Source organism: Streptomyces sp. NPDC033270 (assembly GCF_055576575.1).
The window spans coordinates 121,555-138,491 of record NZ_JBVIRA010000008.1 but is presented as its reverse complement, the minus strand read 5'-3'; the positions used below and the strand labels follow the sequence as shown (position 1 = coordinate 138,491).

Annotated in this window: 12 protein-coding genes; 1 reads left to right on the top strand and 11 read right to left on the bottom strand. The window is 73.3% G+C overall.

Annotated elements, in window-relative coordinates; all coding sequences use genetic code 11:
• Nucleotides 1-139: 139 nt before the first annotated feature.
• From ACZ5XZ_RS14525 to ACZ5XZ_RS14515, 3 genes are all read right to left on the bottom strand, one after another.
• A complete protein-coding gene (locus ACZ5XZ_RS14525; RefSeq protein WP_468977702.1) occupies nt 140-1,177 on the bottom strand; it encodes an alpha/beta fold hydrolase in 1,038 nt (345 codons plus the stop codon).
• A gap of 72 nt (nt 1,178-1,249) precedes the next feature.
• Nucleotides 1,250-2,329, bottom strand: a complete 1,080-nt coding sequence (gene mreB, locus ACZ5XZ_RS14520; RefSeq protein WP_468977701.1) for a rod shape-determining protein MreB — start codon at nt 2,327-2,329, stop codon at nt 1,250-1,252.
• Nucleotides 2,330-2,484: 155 nt separating this feature from the next.
• Complete coding sequence (locus tag ACZ5XZ_RS14515) at nt 2,485-4,620, bottom strand: FUSC family protein (RefSeq protein WP_468977698.1); 2,136 nt, start codon at nt 4,618-4,620, stop codon at nt 2,485-2,487.
• 290 nt (nt 4,621-4,910) lie between these two features.
• On the opposite strand from ACZ5XZ_RS14515, the gene ACZ5XZ_RS14510 reads away from it, so the two are divergent.
• Nucleotides 4,911-5,933: an alpha/beta hydrolase gene (locus tag ACZ5XZ_RS14510; RefSeq protein WP_468977696.1), complete on the top strand. Its 1,023-nt coding sequence runs from the start codon at nt 4,911-4,913 to the stop codon at nt 5,931-5,933.
• A gap of 37 nt (nt 5,934-5,970) precedes the next feature.
• Here ACZ5XZ_RS14510 and ACZ5XZ_RS14505 read toward each other — a convergent pair whose 3' ends face one another.
• The 8 genes from ACZ5XZ_RS14505 to ACZ5XZ_RS14470 form a co-directional block, all read right to left on the bottom strand.
• A complete protein-coding gene (locus ACZ5XZ_RS14505; RefSeq protein ID WP_468977695.1) occupies nt 5,971-6,441 on the bottom strand; it encodes a hypothetical protein in 471 nt (156 codons plus the stop codon).
• Nucleotides 6,442-6,594: 153 nt separating this feature from the next.
• Complete coding sequence (locus ACZ5XZ_RS14500) at nt 6,595-7,455, bottom strand: ABC transporter permease (RefSeq protein WP_468977692.1); 861 nt, start codon at nt 7,453-7,455, stop codon at nt 6,595-6,597.
• Nucleotides 7,452-10,160 (bottom strand): alpha/beta fold hydrolase, encoded by a 2,709-nt coding sequence (locus tag ACZ5XZ_RS14495; protein ID WP_468977690.1) that lies wholly within the window; start codon nt 10,158-10,160, stop codon nt 7,452-7,454. Before ACZ5XZ_RS14495 ends, ACZ5XZ_RS14500 begins: the two co-directional genes overlap by 4 nt.
• Before the next feature lie 171 nt (nt 10,161-10,331).
• Nucleotides 10,332-11,438 carry a hypothetical protein gene (locus ACZ5XZ_RS14490; protein ID WP_468977688.1) on the bottom strand — a complete coding sequence of 369 codons (1,107 nt, stop codon included), beginning with the start codon at nt 11,436-11,438 and terminating at the stop codon, nt 10,332-10,334.
• Nucleotides 11,439-11,576: 138 nt separating this feature from the next.
• Nucleotides 11,577-13,070 (bottom strand): CoA-acylating methylmalonate-semialdehyde dehydrogenase, encoded by a 1,494-nt coding sequence (locus tag ACZ5XZ_RS14485; protein ID WP_468977687.1) that lies wholly within the window; start codon nt 13,068-13,070, stop codon nt 11,577-11,579.
• Between the two features lie 43 nt (nt 13,071-13,113).
• Nucleotides 13,114-14,997, bottom strand: a complete 1,884-nt coding sequence (gene iolD / locus ACZ5XZ_RS14480) for a 3D-(3,5/4)-trihydroxycyclohexane-1,2-dione acylhydrolase (decyclizing) (protein WP_468977684.1) — start codon at nt 14,995-14,997, stop codon at nt 13,114-13,116.
• Nucleotides 14,994-15,929: a 5-deoxy-glucuronate isomerase gene (gene iolB / locus ACZ5XZ_RS14475; protein ID WP_468977681.1), complete on the bottom strand. Its 936-nt coding sequence runs from the start codon at nt 15,927-15,929 to the stop codon at nt 14,994-14,996. The genes iolD and iolB overlap by 4 nt, the downstream gene beginning before the upstream one ends.
• A gap of 98 nt (nt 15,930-16,027) precedes the next feature.
• On the bottom strand, nt 16,028-16,915 hold the full coding sequence (locus ACZ5XZ_RS14470) for a Cgl0159 family (beta/alpha)8-fold protein (protein ID WP_468977680.1): 888 nt from the start codon (nt 16,913-16,915) through the stop codon (nt 16,028-16,030).
• Nucleotides 16,916-16,937: the final 22 nt, after the last annotated feature.

The window sequence follows — 16,937 nt, the reverse complement described above, 5'->3', positions numbered from 1 at the left end:
GGCCTGCACCCGCAAAGGTGTCGGTTTCGATGGGGCTGGGCAGCGCGCGACCGACCGGGCCGCACACGACCAGGCCTGGGAGTTCGGCCTGGAGCGGATCATGGACGGTCTGGAGGCCTCTCTGGGCAGGGGGTGAGGCCTACGGTGCGCCGACGGGCGCGGGCAGGGCGCGCAGCCAGGCGAGCAGGAGGTGGTTGACCTCCTCGGGGCGTTCCTGCTGGACCCAGTGGCCGCAGCCTTCGAGGATGTGGGAGGCGGACAGGGCGGGGAGGGTGACGGGGAAGGCCTTGATGGCGTCGGCCATCCAGTTGGTGGGGGCGTCGAGTTCGCCGCCGATGAAGAGGGCGGGCTGGGTGAGCGGAGCGCCCTGCCAGGCGGCGAGGTCCTCCCAGTCCCGGTCGACGTTGCGGTAGCGGTTGAGGCCGCCGGTCAGGCCGGTCCGCTCGAACTCCTCGGCGTAGAAGTCGAGGTCGGCCTCGGTGAGCCAGGAGGACGGGGTGGTGCCGGCGGGGAAGCGGTCGGAGAGCCTGCCGCCCGGGGGCACCGAGAAGAGCGGGGAGACGCCCCCTTCCAAGGGGGGCTTGGCGTCGCCTGAAAGGCCGGCGTAGAAGCCGGTGAGCCAGCCGCGGACGTCCGGTTCGATCTCCGCCTCGGCCCGGCCGGGCTCCTGGAAGTAGTTGATGTAGAACTCCTCGGCGCCGCCGAGCCTCGTGAAGGCTTCGGTGGGCCGGATCGCGCCGCGGGGGGCGTACGGCACGCTCAGCAGCGCCACGGCGGTGAAGAGGTCGGGCCTGAGCAGCGCCGTGTTGGCGGCGATGGGTGAGCCCCAGTCGTGGCCCACGATGACCGCGGTCTCCTCGCCCAGCGCGCGCAGCACCCCGACGTTGTCGGCCACATGGGCCAGCATCCGGTAGGCCGGGATCTCGCGGGGCTTCGACGAGCGGCCGTAGCCACGGACGTCGATGGCGACCGCCCGATAGCCGGCGGCGGCGAGCGCGGGAAGCTGGTGGCGCCAGGAGTACCAGGACTCGGGGAAGCCGTGGACCATCAGGACCAGGGGGCCGGTGCCCTGTTCCACCAGGTGGATGCGGCCACCGGGGACCTCCACCGAGCGGTGCACCGCGTCCGGGAGCGGGGATACGGGCGAGGTGGGCGTCGGCTGGGCGGGCTGCGACATGCATGCTCCTCGGGAGTCGGGCGGCACCGGCCACGGATGCGGTGACCACCCTGGCCACCCGACCGCCCTGCTCTACAAACGGACCGCCTTCCGCGGTTGTTCCTTCGCCCCCGTCAGCAGGCCTTGCAGCGTGGCGAATTCGTCGACGCACTTGGCCGTGCCGTTGACCACGCAGTCCAGGGGCTCGTCGGCGACCGTCACGGGGACGCCCGTCTCCTGGCGCAGCCGCTGGTCCAGGCCGCGCAGCAGGGCGCCGCCGCCGGTCAGCGCGATGCCGTGCTCGATGATGTCGCCGGAGAGCTCCGGGGGGCAGGCGTCGAGGGTGCGGTGGACGGCCTGGACGATCGCGTCGACCGGTTCGGCCAGCGCGTCGCGGATCTCCTCCTCGGTGATCTCCTGGATCCGGGGCAGGCCGCTGACGTGGTCGCGGCCGCGGACGGTGTACGAGGCGCGGCGTTGCGGTGCGCCGTCCTCGTCGACGTCGACGGGCGTCCAGGCCGCCGAGCCGATGGCGATCTTGATGTCCTCGGCGGTGCGCTCCCCGATGGCCAGTGCGTGCTTCTTCTTGACGTAGGTGGTGATCGCGGCGTCCAGGGCGTCCCCGGCCACCCGTACGGACTGCGCCGTGACCAGGCCGCCCATGGAGACGACGGCGACTTCGGTCGTGCCGCCGCCGATGTCCACCACCATGCAGCCGACCGGCTCGTCCACCGGAAGGCCGGCGCCGATCGCCGCGGCCATCGGCTCCTCTATCAGGTGCACTTCGCGGGCACCGGCACCCCGGGCGGAGTCGACGACCGCGCGCCGCTCGACGCCCGTGATGCCGGACGGGACGCAGATGACCACCCGGGGCCTGGAGAAACGGCGGCTGGGCAGGGCCTTCTTCATCAGGGCGCGCAGCATCTGCTCGGCGGCGTCGAAGTCGGCGATCACGCCCTCCCTCAGGGGGCGCATCGCGGTGATCCCGGAGGGCGTGCGGCCGATGGTGCGCTTGGCCTCCAGGCCCACGGCGATGACCTCGCCGGAGGCGTTGACGGCGACGACGGACGGCTCGTTCAGCACCACGCCCTTGCCGCGGGCGTAGACCAGGGTGTTGGCGGTGCCGAGGTCGATGCCTATGTCGTACGTACCGGACGAAGTGCTGGACGCCATGGGGAGTTCGTGTGCTCTCTCGCGACGGGGACGGGGACGGGGGCGCAACCCGGGGGCGGGCGGCTTCTCGTCTTCGGGCTTGTGGAATTGGCGGCTTTGCGCGGCAGAGGACCCCATTGGCCACCAATGGGGTTCAATGCGGGCAATTAATAAGACTACTGAGAGCCCGGGATGGTTCCCGGTGTCGTCCGGTCGCCTTCCCGCGACGGCGGGGACAGCGCCTGCGCCAGGTCCTCGAGGGCGTCCAGCAGCAGGTCGGCGGCGCGCACCGCGACGCCCTGGCTCTCGTCCTCGGCGTCCCACCGCTCCCACACGGTGCGTAGTGCGCTCCAGTCCATCTCGCGCTCCTCGCGTACGGCCCGCGCGGCGCGCTCCAGAGCGGGGCGCAGTTCGGCGGCGAACGCGGCGGCGCCGGCGGAGGGTTCGGCGTCCTTGTCGGGGAGGTGGGCCTCCAGGATCATCGTGACCCGGCCCATCGTGGCGAGCGCGGCGCTGGCCGCCTTCGCCGCGGTGAGCGACAGACCGCGATGGCGTACGGGCTCCTTCTCGGCCCGGGCCTCGCTCTCCTCCCAGGCCGCGCGGGCGGCGCGGGCGTCCAGCAGGGCCTCGCGCACCTGCCGCGGGCGGCGCTCGGCGGGCCGCGCGTAGGTGTCGAACACCGCCAGCGCGTAGCGCCCGTTGGCCTGAAGCCACTCGGCGAGGCGATCGCGCAGCCTGGGGGTCTCCCAGGCGGGGAACAGCGCGTACGACAGCATCGCGAGCAGTCCGCCGACGAGGGTGAGCACGATGCGCTCCTGGACGGTCTGCTCCCAGCCCTCGCCGGCGATGCCGAGCAGGAAGACGACGTAGGCGGCCACGCACGCCGAGGTCACCGAGAAGCCGGTGCGCATCAGCAGATACATCAGCCATACGCAGACCACGGCGAGTGCGGCGCTGAGGTACTCGCTCGGGTGCGCCAGGGCCATCAGCGCGCCCGCGACGGCGACGCCGACGAGGGTGCCGCTGAAGCGGGCGACGCCCCGGGAGTAGGTCTGGGCGAAGTCCGGGCGCATCACCATGACCGAGGCGAGCGGCGCCCAGTAGCCGTGGCCGAACGGCAGCGCGGTGCCCAGCAGATAGCCGGCGGCGGCGACCGCGGCGACCCGCAGGGCGTGCCGGAAGATGTGCGAGGACCAGCGGGCCTCGCGGCGCAGGGCGCGCAGTGCGACCGGCACGAGCTTGGGGACGCTGGGGCGCAGCAGATGACTGCCTTCTTCCCGCCCGCCCCGCCCCCGTTCCGCCTCGGTGGTGGGGCGGGTGGCCTGGACCGGCTCGTCGGTGAGCTCGACGGCGTCGGCGAGCAGGGAGATCAGGCGGTAGGCGGAGCGGCGGGCGGCGCCCTTGAGCATCGGCCCGGTCGCCGGCACTTCGAGGGTGGCCATCGCTTCGGGGGGCAGCCGTACGGGCTTGGCGTGCCGTACGGCGTGCGCGACGGCGTCCAGGACGGTGCCCGCGGCGCCCAGCAGGTCGCGGGCGCGGTCGCGTTCGGGGCCCTCCAAAGGGGCGCCGACGACGGGGTCGGCGAGCGAGGCGAGGACCGGCCGGACGCGTTCGGCCAGGCCCCGGGGGCCGTGCAGCTGGACGGGGCGGCGCCTGGCCTGACGCGGCGTCACGGTGGAGGCGAGCCGGGCGTCCATCAGGGGCGCCGGGTCGAAGGGTGCGACGGGGTCCTGCCGCAGCCGGCGGGCGTAGTCCGCCTCGGCGGCCAGGGCGTCGGCGAGCGCGTCGCGCTGGGTGCCCCAGGGGCGGACCGGGAAGACGACGATGAGGGCGGCCTGGACGAGACCGCCGAAGAAGATCAGGGCGGCGTGCACCAGGGCGCCCAGGACGGTGGTCGGCAGGGTGACGGTGACCAGCATGATCGCCACGGTCTGGGTGCCGGCCAGCCCCGAGACCGGGCCGATCGCCCAGGCCATCCCGGCCAGGAAGGTCCAGCCGGCGAGCAGCAGGACGAACGCGACGGTATGGGCGGCGGCCAGGTAGCCGAGGAAAGTGGAGACCGCCAGCGCGCCGGCGACGGCGAGGGCGAGGACCGGACGCGGCCGCATGCTGCGCTGGAAGGTGACGAGGCCGGAGGCGAACGCGCCGAAGGCGGAGGAGACCGCCAGGGTCGGATCGCCCCGCCACAGGCACAGCCCGATGACGATGGCGACACCGGCCGAGCCGCGGACGGCGATCAGCGGGGTGAGCTTGGTCCGCTCGATGGTCAGCCCGGAGCGGGCGGCTTCCTTCAGCGCACTCGACCAGGTCATAGCGGCAGGATACGGGCCAGGGGTGGCGGTTCCGCCGTGGCGGGCAGGGGTCCGTCCGCGCGCGTCCCGGCCGCCGCCCGCCGGGAAAAATCCTGGCAAACCCACCTTCCGCCCCGCGTAAAACATCCCAGGTCACAAGGGGATTCCCGGATTCCGGTGCGGGTGGTGCGAGCAACCCGACACCCCGCAGGGGAAACCCGCACCCGCCGCGGCCCCCTCTTGCCCGGTGTCCGGGACGACTCCCGGGCGGCCGGGAGGGCTCCCGGCAGGTTCGGCAAGGAGAAGGCCCCGTGCGCACAGCCCTGTTCCGTCCGGTGATCGCGCTGATCACCCTCACCGTGCTCGCCGCCATGGCCGGCTGCGGCACGAACGCCGCGCCGCCCTCCCCCGTACGGTTCGGCGACGACCCCAAGGCGGGCGCCGCGCTGCACGCCAGCACCAAGGGCAGGCACTCGCTGGTGCGGTGGCCCACCCGCCCGATCACCTTCACCGAGCAGAGCCGGGTCGGCGGCGCCGGCCAGAACACCCCGATCGGCATGACCACCCTGCACGGCCCGAAGTCCGGCTTCACCGGGAAGGTATGGGTGTGGGCGCCGCCGGAGTACTACGACAAGCGCAACGCCGACAAGGGCTTCCCGGTCATGGAGGCGCTGCCCGGCGCCTACGGCTACCCCGTCAACTACTGGATCGGCTCCGACCTCAAGCTGCAGGAGAACCTCGCCCAGTGGTCCAAGGACGGCACCAGCCTGCCGTTCATCGTCGTCATGCCGGTGCTCAACCCCGACAACAAGCAGTACTACGACGGCAGCGACATACCGGGCCGGCCCAAGATCGGGACCTGGCTCAGCCAGGACGTGCCCGACCTCGTACGGCAGAACTTCCGCACCCTCGACACCCGCGACGCCTGGGCGATCATGGGTTCCTCCTCGGGCGGGTTCGCGGCGCTGAAGAACGTGCTGCAACACCCCGACACCTTCAAGGTGGCGATCCCCAACGGGCCGGACATCGTGCCCGACTCACCGCTGTGGAACGGCCACGCCCGCGAGGAGCGGGAGAACAACCCCGAGGTGCTGGCCCGCCGGCTGATCGCACGCGGCGGACCGCCGGTCTACCTCGCCTTCCAGGACGGCTCCCAGGAGCACACGGTGCTGCCGAAGGTCCACAGGTTCATCGCGCAGTACGGGCGCGGACCGGTGCGCACCCGGCTGCAGATCGTCCCCGGCGGCACGCACAGCGCGGCCACGTACGTGCGGGGCCTCGGCGAGGGCACGATGCGCTGGGTCAGCGCGCACATGCAGGGGCCGACCGCCTGAGCGCGACGGCCGGCCCGGGACGTGGCGGGGTTCCGGGTCACCCGCCGCAGTCGACGTCCTGCAGCTCGATCGGGCGGGAGTCCAGGCCCACATAGGCGGTGAAGGAGTCGCGGCTCCCACCGCCCCACACGGTGGTGACCGTCGCCCAGCCGACCCCGGCGGACTGGGCGGTGGTCACCCTGCCGACGGTGATCTCCCGCGGGACGTTCTGGGCACACAGCAGCAGGTCGTAGCCCTCGGTGTGGGCGGCCCGGTCCTTGAGGTAGGCGGAGACCTGGTGCTCCCGGGAGTAGGCGCTGGGCCCGTGGTGGCCGTAGAAGGCGGTCAGGAAGCGGTGGATCTCGGCGGCGGTGTGCCGGCCGCCGGCATCCGGGCGGACGGCGCTCGCGGGCGGGCCGGTGCGCGGATGGGCGGCGGCCGGGCCGGAGGCGGCGAGGGTCAGGGTCAGGCCGAGGGCCGCGGCACAGGCCGCGGCGACGGCGGTGGTACGCGAAGCGGTACGGAGCATGGGATGTCCTCAAACTTCGGGTATGTCGACGCTGTGCCCACACAGACACCCGGCCGCGCCGAATGGTTGCGCCCCGACGCCCGGCCCCGCGCCCGGCCCCGCCGCGCCGCATGCTTGCCCCCCGCGCCCGGCCCGCCCGCCCTCACCCCGCCGTCACGACACCACGTCCTTGCGGGCGAACCCCCGGAACGCCAGCGCGCCCAGCACCAGCGCATACGACACCGAGACCGCCGAGCCCTGGATCATCCCGGACCACTCCATCCGGGGCTGCAGGGCGTCCGCCCAGGAGTACTGCCAGTGGGCGGGCAGCGCGTCGCGCCAGCCGCCGAGGGCGGTGACCTGGTCCAGGACGTTGCCGACGATGGTCAGCCCGACGGCGCCGCCGACCGCGCCCAGCGGCGCGTCGGTCACCGTCGACAGCCAGAACGCGAGCGCCGCGGTGACCAGCTGACTGACGAAGACATAGCCGACCACGACCGCCAGCCGCGCCGCCGCCTCCCCCGCCGGCAACGCGCCACCGGTGGGCAGCTGCAGCGGCCCCCAGCCGTAGGCGGCGGTGCCCACCCCCAGTGCGACCAGCGGCAGCAGCAGCATCGCGGCGGCGCTGAACGCCAGCGCGACGGTGAGCTTGCTCAGCAGCAGCCGGGCCCGCGGCACCGGCGCGGCGAGCAGATAGCGCAGTGAGGACCAGCTCGCCTCCGAGGCGATCGTGTCGCCGCAGAACAGCGCCACCGGGACCACCAGAAGGAAGCCCGCGGAGACGAACAGCGCGGTGGCGGCGAAGTTGGCGCCGGAGGCGGTGGCGCTGTCCATCAGGGTGATCCGGCCGTTGCCGCGGCCGCTCGGGTCGCCGCCGATCGCGAACGCCGCCACCAGCACGAACGGCAGCAGCGTCAGGATCGCGGCGACCACCAGCGTGCGCCGGCGACGCAGTTGGCGGCGGGCCTCGACGCGCAGCGGGAGGGTGCGGCGCGGGCGGTAGCCCGGCGCCCGCGCCGTGGTGGTCGCGGTCATCGGTCGCCTCCGATCAGGGTGAGGAAGGCGTCCTCCAGACGCCGGTGCGGGCCGAGCCGGTCCACCGCGATCTCCAGCCGCAGCAGCTCGGTCAGCAGCCCGGTGGTGCCAAGGGTGCCGTCCAGCCGTACCAGCAGGCCGCCCTCGGCGCGTACCGCCGAGGCGACCCCCGGCAGCGCGTCGACCTTCTCCACGACGGCGTCGCCGACCGGTTCCGCGACGCCGACCAGCAGGGTGTCGCCGGAGCCGGTGATCTCGGCGACCGGCCCGGCCCCCACCAGCCGTCCGCGGTCCATGACGACCAGATGCGTACAGCTCTGCTCGACCTCGGACAGCAGATGGCTGGAGACGATGACGGTGCGGCCGGCGGCGGCGTATCGGATCATCACGTCCCGCATCTCGCGGATCTGCGGCGGGTCCAGGCCGTTGGTGGGCTCGTCGAGGATCAGCAGATCCGGCAGGCCCAGCATGGCCTGGGCGATGGCCAGGCGCTGCCGCATGCCCTGGGAGTAGGTGCGCACCGCGCGCTGCAGCGCGTCGCCGAGGCCGGCGATCGCCAGCGCCTCGTCGAGGTGCGCGTCGGCGGCGGGCCGGCCGGTGGCCTGCCAGTACAGCTCCAGGTTGGCGCGGCCGGACAGATGCGGCAGGAAACCGGCGCCCTCGACGAACGCGCCGACCCTCGACAGCACCGGGGCGCCCGGCCGGACCGCCTGCCCGAAGATCCTCATCTCCCCGTCGTCGGGTGTGATCAGGCCCATCAGCATCCGCAGCGTGGTGGTCTTGCCCGCGCCGTTGGGCCCGAGCAGACCGAGCACCTGCCCCTTCTCCACGCGGAAGGACAGCTCCCGTACGGCATAGCGGTCCGCGGACCCGGCGTAGCGCTTGCTCAGCCCGCTGATCCGCAGCGGGACATCGGCGAGCGCCGGGTCGGGGGCGGGCGCCGCGGTACGGCGGCGGGCGGTGAGCACCAGCAGCGCCGCGACGACCGCGGCCGCGGCGGGCAGCGCCCAGGTCCAGGCCGGCAGCGGGGCGGCCGCGCTGCGCACCTCGGGCGCGGTGGGCACGCTCAGCGCGCCGCCGCCCCGCAACGCGACGGTGTAGGGGGTGGGTTCGGCCGGTGAGGCGTAACCGAGGTCGGTGGCCGAGAGCACCAGCCTCAGCCGGTGCCCGGCGGCGAAGTCATGGTCGACGGCGGGCAGCCGGAGCCGGACGGTCCGGCCCTCATGGGCGCCGACGACGCGGTACGGCGCGACGAGCTGGGCGGGCAGCACCTGGCGGCGGCCGTCGGGGGCGACGTCGTAGAGCTTGGCGAAGAGCACCGCGTCCGGGGACCCGGACCGCACCCGCACCGTGGCGGTGGGACTGCCGGTGAGCCGGACGGAGTCGGTCAGCGGCGCCGAGTCGAAGCGGGCGTACTGGCCGGGGAAGTCCAGGGACAGACCGCCGGTGCCCAGGGCGGAGAGATCGCCGAGCGCGCCGACGCCGGGCACCGCGGAGAGGGCGGGCGGACCGGCGCCGGCCGGATTGCGGAAGGTCTGCGCGGGGCCGGAGAGCGGGATGCGCCGCACCTCGCCCGCGAGCCCCGGGTAGCGCTCCGCGCTCGCGCCGCGCAGCCGCACCGTGCCGTCGGTCGAGTCCACCGCGCCGGTCCGGCTGATCCGGAACGCCGGCCCGGTGTCGGCGCCCTTGTCGCCCTTGAGGTAGCGGTCGAACCAGGCCTTCGTACGTGCCTGGAGCCGGGCGCTCTCGCGGTCCCCGCCGTCGTGGCCGCCCGAGATCCAGTCGACGTCCACCGGCGCCCCGTTGCGCCGGATCGCCTTGCGCGCGGCGTCGGCCTGGTCGAGGGGGAACAGCGAATCGGTCTGGCCCTGCATGAGCAGGGTCGGCACCTTGATGCGGTCGCCGACCGCGGACGGACTGCGGTCCGCCAGCAGCCGCCGGGCCGCGGCGTCCGGTACGCCGCTCTGGGCGACCCGCTCGTACATCCGGCACAGCGCGGGCTCGAACCTCCCGCAGCCGCCGGACGTCGTGGGGGCGGCGCGGGGCGCGCCGGTGGGGGCGCCCGCCGAGCCGGTGGTGAAGAAGATCCCCGCCCACAGCTTCTTGAACACCCCGTGCGGGAAGAGGGCGTCGGCGAGGTTCCAGTACGTGATCTGCGGGGCGATGGCGTCGACGCGCCGGTCGTGGCCGGCCGCCAGCAGCGAGATCGCCCCGCCGTACGAGGCCCCGGCGACGCCCACCCGGGGGTCGCCGGCCTTGTCGAGCCGCACCTCGGGGCGCTCGGCCAGCCAGTCGATCAGCCGGCTGACGTCGGCGACCTCGCCGTCCGCGGCGTTCAGCCCGATCTTCCCGGTGGACCTGCCGAAGCCGCGCGCCGACCAGGTCAGCACGGCGTACCCGTCCCGGGCCAACTGCTCGGCCTGCGGGCGCAGATCGGCCTTGCTGCCGCCGAAGCCGTGGCCGAGCAGCACCGCGGGCCGCCGCCCGCCGGAGCCCTGCCGCGCGGTGAAGAAGGAGGTGTCGATCCGCACCTCCTTCGTGCCGCCGGGCGTCCGCGGCATCGTCAACAGCCGGTCCTCGCGGTGGACGGCGGGCGCCGCGCCCGAGGAGGCGGCAGCCCAGGTGCCGCCTCCCGCCAGCACGGCCAGCGCGCCCACCGTGGCGTACAGCCGTCGCCCGCGCAGTCTGAGACCTCGGAGATCCATACCGGAAATCCTAGGTACCGGCCGCGGCGGGCGGCCGGTACCCCGGACTGAATCCGGCCCTCTCCCCGGGGAGTAGGGTGCGCCGGCCGCGTACCACGAACGCGGTACGGCGGGGTCCGAACGGCGGCCGCCCGGCACACCGCTCTTCGCGGGTGCCGGGCGGCCGTCGTATCAGTACTGCGGCGGACCGAATCCGCCCTGCGGGGGCGGCGGCGGGTTGCCGGGCGGCTGCCAGGCGGGCGGCGCCGGCGGGACCTGCGGGCCGGGCGGCGGCATCTGCGGGGCCGGCGGCGGGACGAAGCCGGGCACGGCGAACTGCGGGGCCTGGGCCGGCGGATACCAGGCCGGGGCGACCGGCTCGCCCCGGCTCATCAGCACCAGCAGCGCCACCGAGCCGAGCAGGTCGAGCAGCAGTTCGATGTCGCCGATGATGCTCAGGCCCGGCATGCTGTCGCTCAGCTTGAACAGGGCGCCGTTGCCGGCCAGCCCGATCACCGTCAGCAGGGCGCTGGGCAGCGTCACCATCGACAGCCCGATGGCCAGACCACGGGCCGCGCCGCCCCGCATCAGGCTGTTGAGCCCGGCCAGCGCGGTCAGCACGAGGAACACCAGGGCCGACCAGCCGGGCGACATGGCCAGCAGGGAGCTGAGCACCCCCCGGCCGAGGTAGAGCATCTCGAAGGAGCCGGTGCCGCCCTCCACCAGCATGTAGAGGTGCCAGGCCACGTTGCACAGGACCATCGCGCCGAGCAGCAGGCCGGCCACCACGCCCGCCGTCGGCGCCGGGCGCATCGGCGGGTCGCTGGGGGAGGTGCGCGGCCAGGACCGCATGCCGGCGAGCAGCACGATGCCGGCGACGACGGTCACCAGGAACAGCAGCACACTGCTGATGAAGACGCCGTCGAACGTCGAGGTGGAGGTCTCGGCGTGCAGGAACCACTTGTCGTCGCTGGTGTGGCTGCCGACGCTCACCGCGGCCTGCAGGGCGGTGGCCCAGGTGAAGGTGGTGGCGACGGCCAGCAGCCCGCCGGCCACCCGCTGCCCGGCGAAGGCGGCGAGCGCCGCCGCCAGCTGCACCACGGCCAGACCGAGGTGGAACGGCCCGGTGACCTGGTTGGTGCCGCCGCGGCTCTGGAAGGTCCAGGAGTCCCAGAGGCCGACGAGGCCGAACTCACCGACGTCGACGGCCAGCCAGTACATCGTGTAGAGGAAGAACAGCAGGCAGAACGCCCCGCCGGTGATACGGGCGCCCTTGGCGAGCGCCATGGATTGGTGCATTGCTTCCCCCGATGGAGTTGGTGTGCGGCGAGGATGCACGGTAGCAACGGGCCGAACCCCCTGCCGAGGGGGTCCGGCAAGGGATTCGGCAGGGGGTCCGGTCAGCGCGTCCGGCAGGGCCGTGCGTCGGCGGTGACCTCAGTGGTTGCTGGGGAAGCCCAGGTTGATGCCGCCGTCGGACGGGTCGGGCCAGCGGGTGGTGACGACCTTGCCGCGGGTGTAGAAGTGCACGCCGTCGTTGCCGTAGATGTGGTGGTCGCCGAAGAGCGAGTCCTTCCAGCCGCCGAAGGAGTGGTAGCCGACCGGAACCGGGATCGGCACGTTCACACCGACCATGCCGGCCTCGACCTCCAGCTGGAAGCGGCGGGCGGCACCGCCGTCGCGGGTGAAGATCGCGGTGCCGTTGCCCCACGGCGAGTTGTTCATCAGCGCGATGGCCTCGTCGTAGGTCTCGACGCGGACCACCGACAGCACCGGGCCGAAGATCTCGTCCCGGTAGGCGTCCATCTCGGGCGTGACGTTGTCCAGGAGGGACACCCCGATCCAGTGGCCGTCCTCGTAGCCCTCGACGGTGTAGCCGGTGCCGTCGATGACGACATCGGCACCCTGGGCCGCGGCACCGGTGACGTACGAGGCGACCTTGTCGCGGTGGACCTTGGTGATCAGCGGGCCCATCTCGGAGGCCGGGTCGTCACCGGGACCGATCCGCAGCTTGTCGGCCCGCTCCTTGATCTTGCCGATCAGCGGGTCGGCGGTCTCACCGACCGCGACGACCACCGAGATCGCCATGCAGCGCTCGCCGGCCGAGCCGTACGCGGCGTTGATCGCCGAGTCCGCCGCCAGGTCGAGGTCCGCGTCCGGCAGGACCAGCATGTGGTTCTTGGCACCGCCCAGCGCCTGCACGCGCTTGCCGTTGGCGGTACCCGTGGTGTGGATGTAGCGGGCGATGGGGGTGGAGCCGACGAAGGAGACCGCGGCGACATCGGGGTGCTCCAGGATGGCGTCGACCGCCACCTTGTCACCGTTGACGATGTTCAGCACCCCGTCGGGCAGCCCCGCCTCCGCGGCCAGCTCGGCGAGCTTGAAGGCGGCGCTGGGAACCTTCTCGCTCGGCTTGAGCACGAAGGTGTTGCCGCACGCGATGGCGAGGGGGAACATCCACATCGGCACCATCGCCGGGAAGTTGAACGGCGTGATGCCGGCGACCACACCCAGCGACTGGCGGATCGCCGCCACATCGACCCGGGTGGAGACCTGGGTGGACAACTCGCCCTTGAGCTTCTCCGGGATACCGCAGGCCAGCTCGACGATCTCCAGACCGCGGGCGACCTCGCCCAGCGCGTCGGCGTGCACCTTGCCGTGCTCGGCGGTGATCAGCCGGGCCAGCTCCTCGCGGTGCGCGTCGATCAGCTCGCGGTACTTGAACAGCACCGACGTGCGCTTGGCCAGCGAGCTGGTGCCCCACGTGCCGAACGCTTCCTTGGCGGCACGGACCGCCGCGTCGACCTCGTCGACCGACGCGAAGGCGACCTGCTTGTCCTGGACACCGGTGGCCGGGTTGTAGACCGGGCCGAAGTTGCCGGAGACACCCTCGACGGGCTTGCCGCCGATCCAGTGGCTGATGGTCTTCATGCGAGGGGCCTTTCTGGGGTGACGACTTCGAACAGGGTCAGGGTCAGAGGTGGCGGCGACGCCCGGCGGCCTGCCGGTCGTACGCCTCGCGGGCGGCGACCGCCGCCGGACGTGTCGCGGTCTCGGCAACAGGAACATCCCACCAGGCCTGCGCCTCCGGCGCGCCCGGCACAGTGTCGGCCGTTTCGGTCTCGACATAGACACATGTGGGCCGGTTCGAGCTCCGCGCCTCGGCGAGCGCGCCACGCAGCTCGGCGACGGTGCCGGCACGCAGGACCCGCATACCGAGCGAGGCGGCGTTGGCGGCCAGATCGACGGGCAGCGGCGCGCCCGTGTACGTACCGTCCTTGTCACGGAAACGGTACGCCGTTCCGAAGCGCTCGCCGCCGGTCTGCTCGGACAGACCGCCGATCGACGCATAGCCGTGGTTCTGGACGAGGATGATGTTGATGTTGACGCCCTCCTGGACCGCGGTGACGATCTCGGTGGGGTTCATCAGATACGTACCGTCGCCGACCAGCGCCCACACCGGCCGGTCCGGCGCGGCGAGCCGGACCCCGATCGCGGCGGGGATCTCATAGCCCATGCAGGAGTAGCCGTACTCCAGGTGGTACTGCCGAGGCGACCGGGCGCGCCAGAGTTTGTGCAGGTCACCGGGGAGGGACCCGGCCGCGTTGATGATCACGTCGGTGTCGTCGACGAGGGCGTCCAGCGCGCCGAGGACCTGCGTCTGCGAGGGGCGCACGGAGGCGTCCGGGGCGCCGTACGCGGCATCCACCCGCCGCTCCCAGTCCGCCTTCGCCACCCCGTAGGCCGCCTCGTACCCCTCCTCGACGCGGTGCCCGGACAGCGCCAGGGTGAGCGCTTCGAGCCCGGCGCGGGCGTCGGCCACCAGGGACAGGGCACCGAGCTTGTGGGAGTCGAAGGCGGCGATGTTGAGGTTGACGAAGCGGACGTCCGGCGCGGCGAAGAGCGTCTGGGAGGCGGTGGTGAAGTCGGTGTAGCGGGTCCCGACACCGATGATCAGATCCGCCTCGCGGGCCAGCCCGTCGGCGGTGGCGGTACCGGTGTGACCGATGCCGCCCACGTCGGCGGGGTGGTCGTGGCGCAGCGAGCCCTTGCCCGCCTGGGTGGAGGCCACCGGGATGCCGGTGGTGTCGACGAAGGCCCGCAGCGCCTCCTCCGCCTCGGAGTGGTGCACCCCGCCGCCCGCGATCAGCAGGGGCCGCCGGGCCCCGCGGATCGCCTGTACCGCCTCGGCCAGGGCGCCGACGTCGGGGGCGGGCCGGGGAATGCGCCAGACCCGGTCGGCGAAGAACTCCTCCGGCCAGTCGTACGCCTCGGCCTGTACGTCCTGCGGCAGCGCCAGGGTGACCGCGCCGGTGTCGACGGGGTCGGCGAGCACCCGCATGGCCTGCAGCGCCGCCGGGATCAGCGCCTCGGGGCGGGTGACCCGGTCGAAGTAGCGCGACACCGGGCGCAGCGCGTCGTTGACCGACACATCGCCCGCATGCGGGACCTCCAGCTGCTGCAGGACGGGGTCTGCCGTCCGGGTGGCGAAGGTGTCACCGGGCAGCAGCAGCACCGGCAGGCGGTTGACGGTGGCCAGCGCGGCGCCGGTGACGAGGTTGGTGGCGCCGGGGCCGATGGAGGTGGTGACGGCCTGCGCACCGAGCCGGTCGCGCTGCCGGGCGTAGCCGACCGCGGCATGCACCATGGCCTGCTCGTTGCGGCCCTGGAGGTACGGCAGCGCCGCACCGGACTCCAGCAGCGCCTGCCCGATCCCGGCGACATTGCCGTGGCCGAAGATGCCCCAGCAGGCGTTGATCAGCCGGTGCCGGCGGCCGTCCCGCTCGGTGTACTGGTGGGCGAGGAACTCGACCAGGGCCTGCGCGACCGTGCGGCGGCGCGTGGTGGGAGCGTTCATCGGGCGTCTCCTGCGGGCGCTTGGTAGAGGGGGAGGCGGGCGTCGACGGGCTGGTCCGGCCAGGTGCCGCGGATCCAGCCGTGGTCGGGGTGGTCGCAGATCAGCCACTCGCGGGTCTCGCCGGGCCCGGCCATGACGTTGAGGTAGTACATGGTGTGGCCGGGGGCGGCGATGGACGGGCCGTGCCAGCCGTCGGGGATCAGCACCGCGTCACCGCTCGCGACCTCGGCGAGCACGTCCGTACCGCGGCCGCGCCCCGACGGGCTGACGCGCTGGTAGCCCACACCGTCCGTGCCGTGCGCCGCCGCGATCTCGAAGTAGTAGATCTCCTCCAGCTCGCTCTCCTCCCCCGGGCGGCACTCGTCGTGCTTGTGCGGCGGATAGGACGACCAGTTGCCGCCCGGAGTGAGCACCTCCACCGCGATCAGCCGGTCGCACTCGAAACCTGGTGGGCGCTCGTCTCCGGCAGGGGCCGCGGCGGCGAAGTTGTTGACCTGGCGGGAGCAGTTGCCGGTGCCGCGCAGCTCCACGGGGACGTCGCAGGCGGCGCCGTAGCGGGCGGGCAGGCGGCGCTCGCAGCGCGCCCCGGTCAGTGCGAAGCGGCCGCCCGCCCCGCTGGCGATCTGCACCTGCGCGTCCCTGGGGACGTAGGCGAAGTCGGTGACGCCGCTGAACACGCTCTCCCGGCCGATGAGTTCGAAGCACTCGCCGCCGTCGCCGCCGTCGGTCAGCACCGTGCAGCCGCCGGACAGCGGCAGCACGATCCATTCGCTGTCGCCGGTGGCGAAGGAGTGGTGGCCACCGGGCGGCAGGTCCAGCACACGCAGCGAGGAGTAGCCCCAGCCGGCCCGTTCGGGGTCGATGTCCAGCGCGTACGGTCCCGCGGCCGCCTCACCGGCCCTCAGGTGGAATTCCGTGCTCACATTGCTCATGGATCGAGTCTCCTGCGGAAATCGCGGCGTTTGCAGTACCTCGTCGGTCTCCCCCGGACTCCGCCCCGGTGCACCGGCAGCCGGGAGGTCCCCCCGCCTCACAGCAGGCCCACGGCGGTGTCCACGGCCGCCGCGACGTCCCCGTCGGCCGGGTAGAGCAGGGAGCGCCCGACGACCAGGCCCTGCACGGTCGGCAGCCGCAGCGCCTTGCGCCACTTCTCGTAGGCGGCCTCCTGGTCCTGGACGGTGCTGCCGATGTCGCCGCCGAGCAGCACGGTCGGCAGGGTGGTGGTCTCGCAGACCCGCGCCATCGCATCGGCGTCGTCGGTGACCGGCAGCTTGAGCCAGGTGTACGCGGAGGTGCCGCCGAGGCCGGAGGCGATGGCGACGGAACGGGTCACGGCCTCGGGGCTGAGATCGTTGCGGACCTTGCCGTCTATCCGGGAGGAGAGGAACGGCTCGACGAAGACGGGCAGTCCCCGCGCGGCCATCTCGTCGATGGCGCGGGCGGTGGCCTCCATGGTGGTCAGCGAGCCCGGGTCGTCGTAGTCGATGCGCAGCAGCAGCTTGCCCGCGTCGAAGCGGAGCCGGGCGAGGTCCTGCGGCCGGTGGCCGGTAAACCGGTCGTCCATCTCGAACGAGGAGCCCGCGATGCCGCCCCGGTTCATCGAGCCCATCACCACCTTGCCGTCGAGGGCGCCGAGCAGCAGCAGGTCCTCCAGGATGTCCGCGGTGGCCAGCACCCCGTCCACACCGGGCCGCGACAGCGCCAGCACCAGGCGTTCGAGCAGGTCGAGACGGTTGGCCATGGCGAGCTGCCGGTCACCTACGGCGAGCGCGCCGCGGGCCGGATGATCCGCGGCGACGATCATCAGCCGGCCGCTGTCACCGAGGAGCGGGCGACGGGCGCGGCGCGCGGCGGCCTCCGCGACGGCTCCGGGCTGCCGGGCCCGCAGCGTCGCGAGGTCACTGATCCGAGGGGTCAAGGCTCAACTCACCTTCTTGAGT

What these genes read in the sequence shown, in the direction of transcription:
- ACZ5XZ_RS14485 (WP_468977687.1), bottom strand. Translation starts at nt 13,070, where the DNA reads ATGAAGACCATCAGCCACTGGATCGGCGGCAAGCCCGTCGAGGGTGTC.
- ACZ5XZ_RS14495 (WP_468977690.1), bottom strand. Translation starts at nt 10,160, where the DNA reads ATGGATCTCCGAGGTCTCAGACTGCGCGGGCGACGGCTGTACGCCACG.
- ACZ5XZ_RS14500 (WP_468977692.1), bottom strand. Translation starts at nt 7,455, where the DNA reads ATGACCGCGACCACCACGGCGCGGGCGCCGGGCTACCGCCCGCGCCGC.
- iolD (WP_468977684.1), bottom strand. Translation starts at nt 14,997, where the DNA reads ATGAACGCTCCCACCACGCGCCGCCGCACGGTCGCGCAGGCCCTGGTC.
- ACZ5XZ_RS14525 (WP_468977702.1), bottom strand. Translation starts at nt 1,177, where the DNA reads ATGTCGCAGCCCGCCCAGCCGACGCCCACCTCGCCCGTATCCCCGCTC.
- mreB (WP_468977701.1), bottom strand. Translation starts at nt 2,329, where the DNA reads ATGGCGTCCAGCACTTCGTCCGGTACGTACGACATAGGCATCGACCTC.
- ACZ5XZ_RS14505 (WP_468977695.1), bottom strand. Translation starts at nt 6,441, where the DNA reads ATGCTCCGTACCGCTTCGCGTACCACCGCCGTCGCCGCGGCCTGTGCC.
- iolB (WP_468977681.1), bottom strand. Translation starts at nt 15,929, where the DNA reads ATGAGCAATGTGAGCACGGAATTCCACCTGAGGGCCGGTGAGGCGGCC.
- ACZ5XZ_RS14490 (WP_468977688.1), bottom strand. Translation starts at nt 11,438, where the DNA reads ATGCACCAATCCATGGCGCTCGCCAAGGGCGCCCGTATCACCGGCGGG.
- ACZ5XZ_RS14515 (WP_468977698.1), bottom strand. Translation starts at nt 4,620, where the DNA reads ATGACCTGGTCGAGTGCGCTGAAGGAAGCCGCCCGCTCCGGGCTGACC.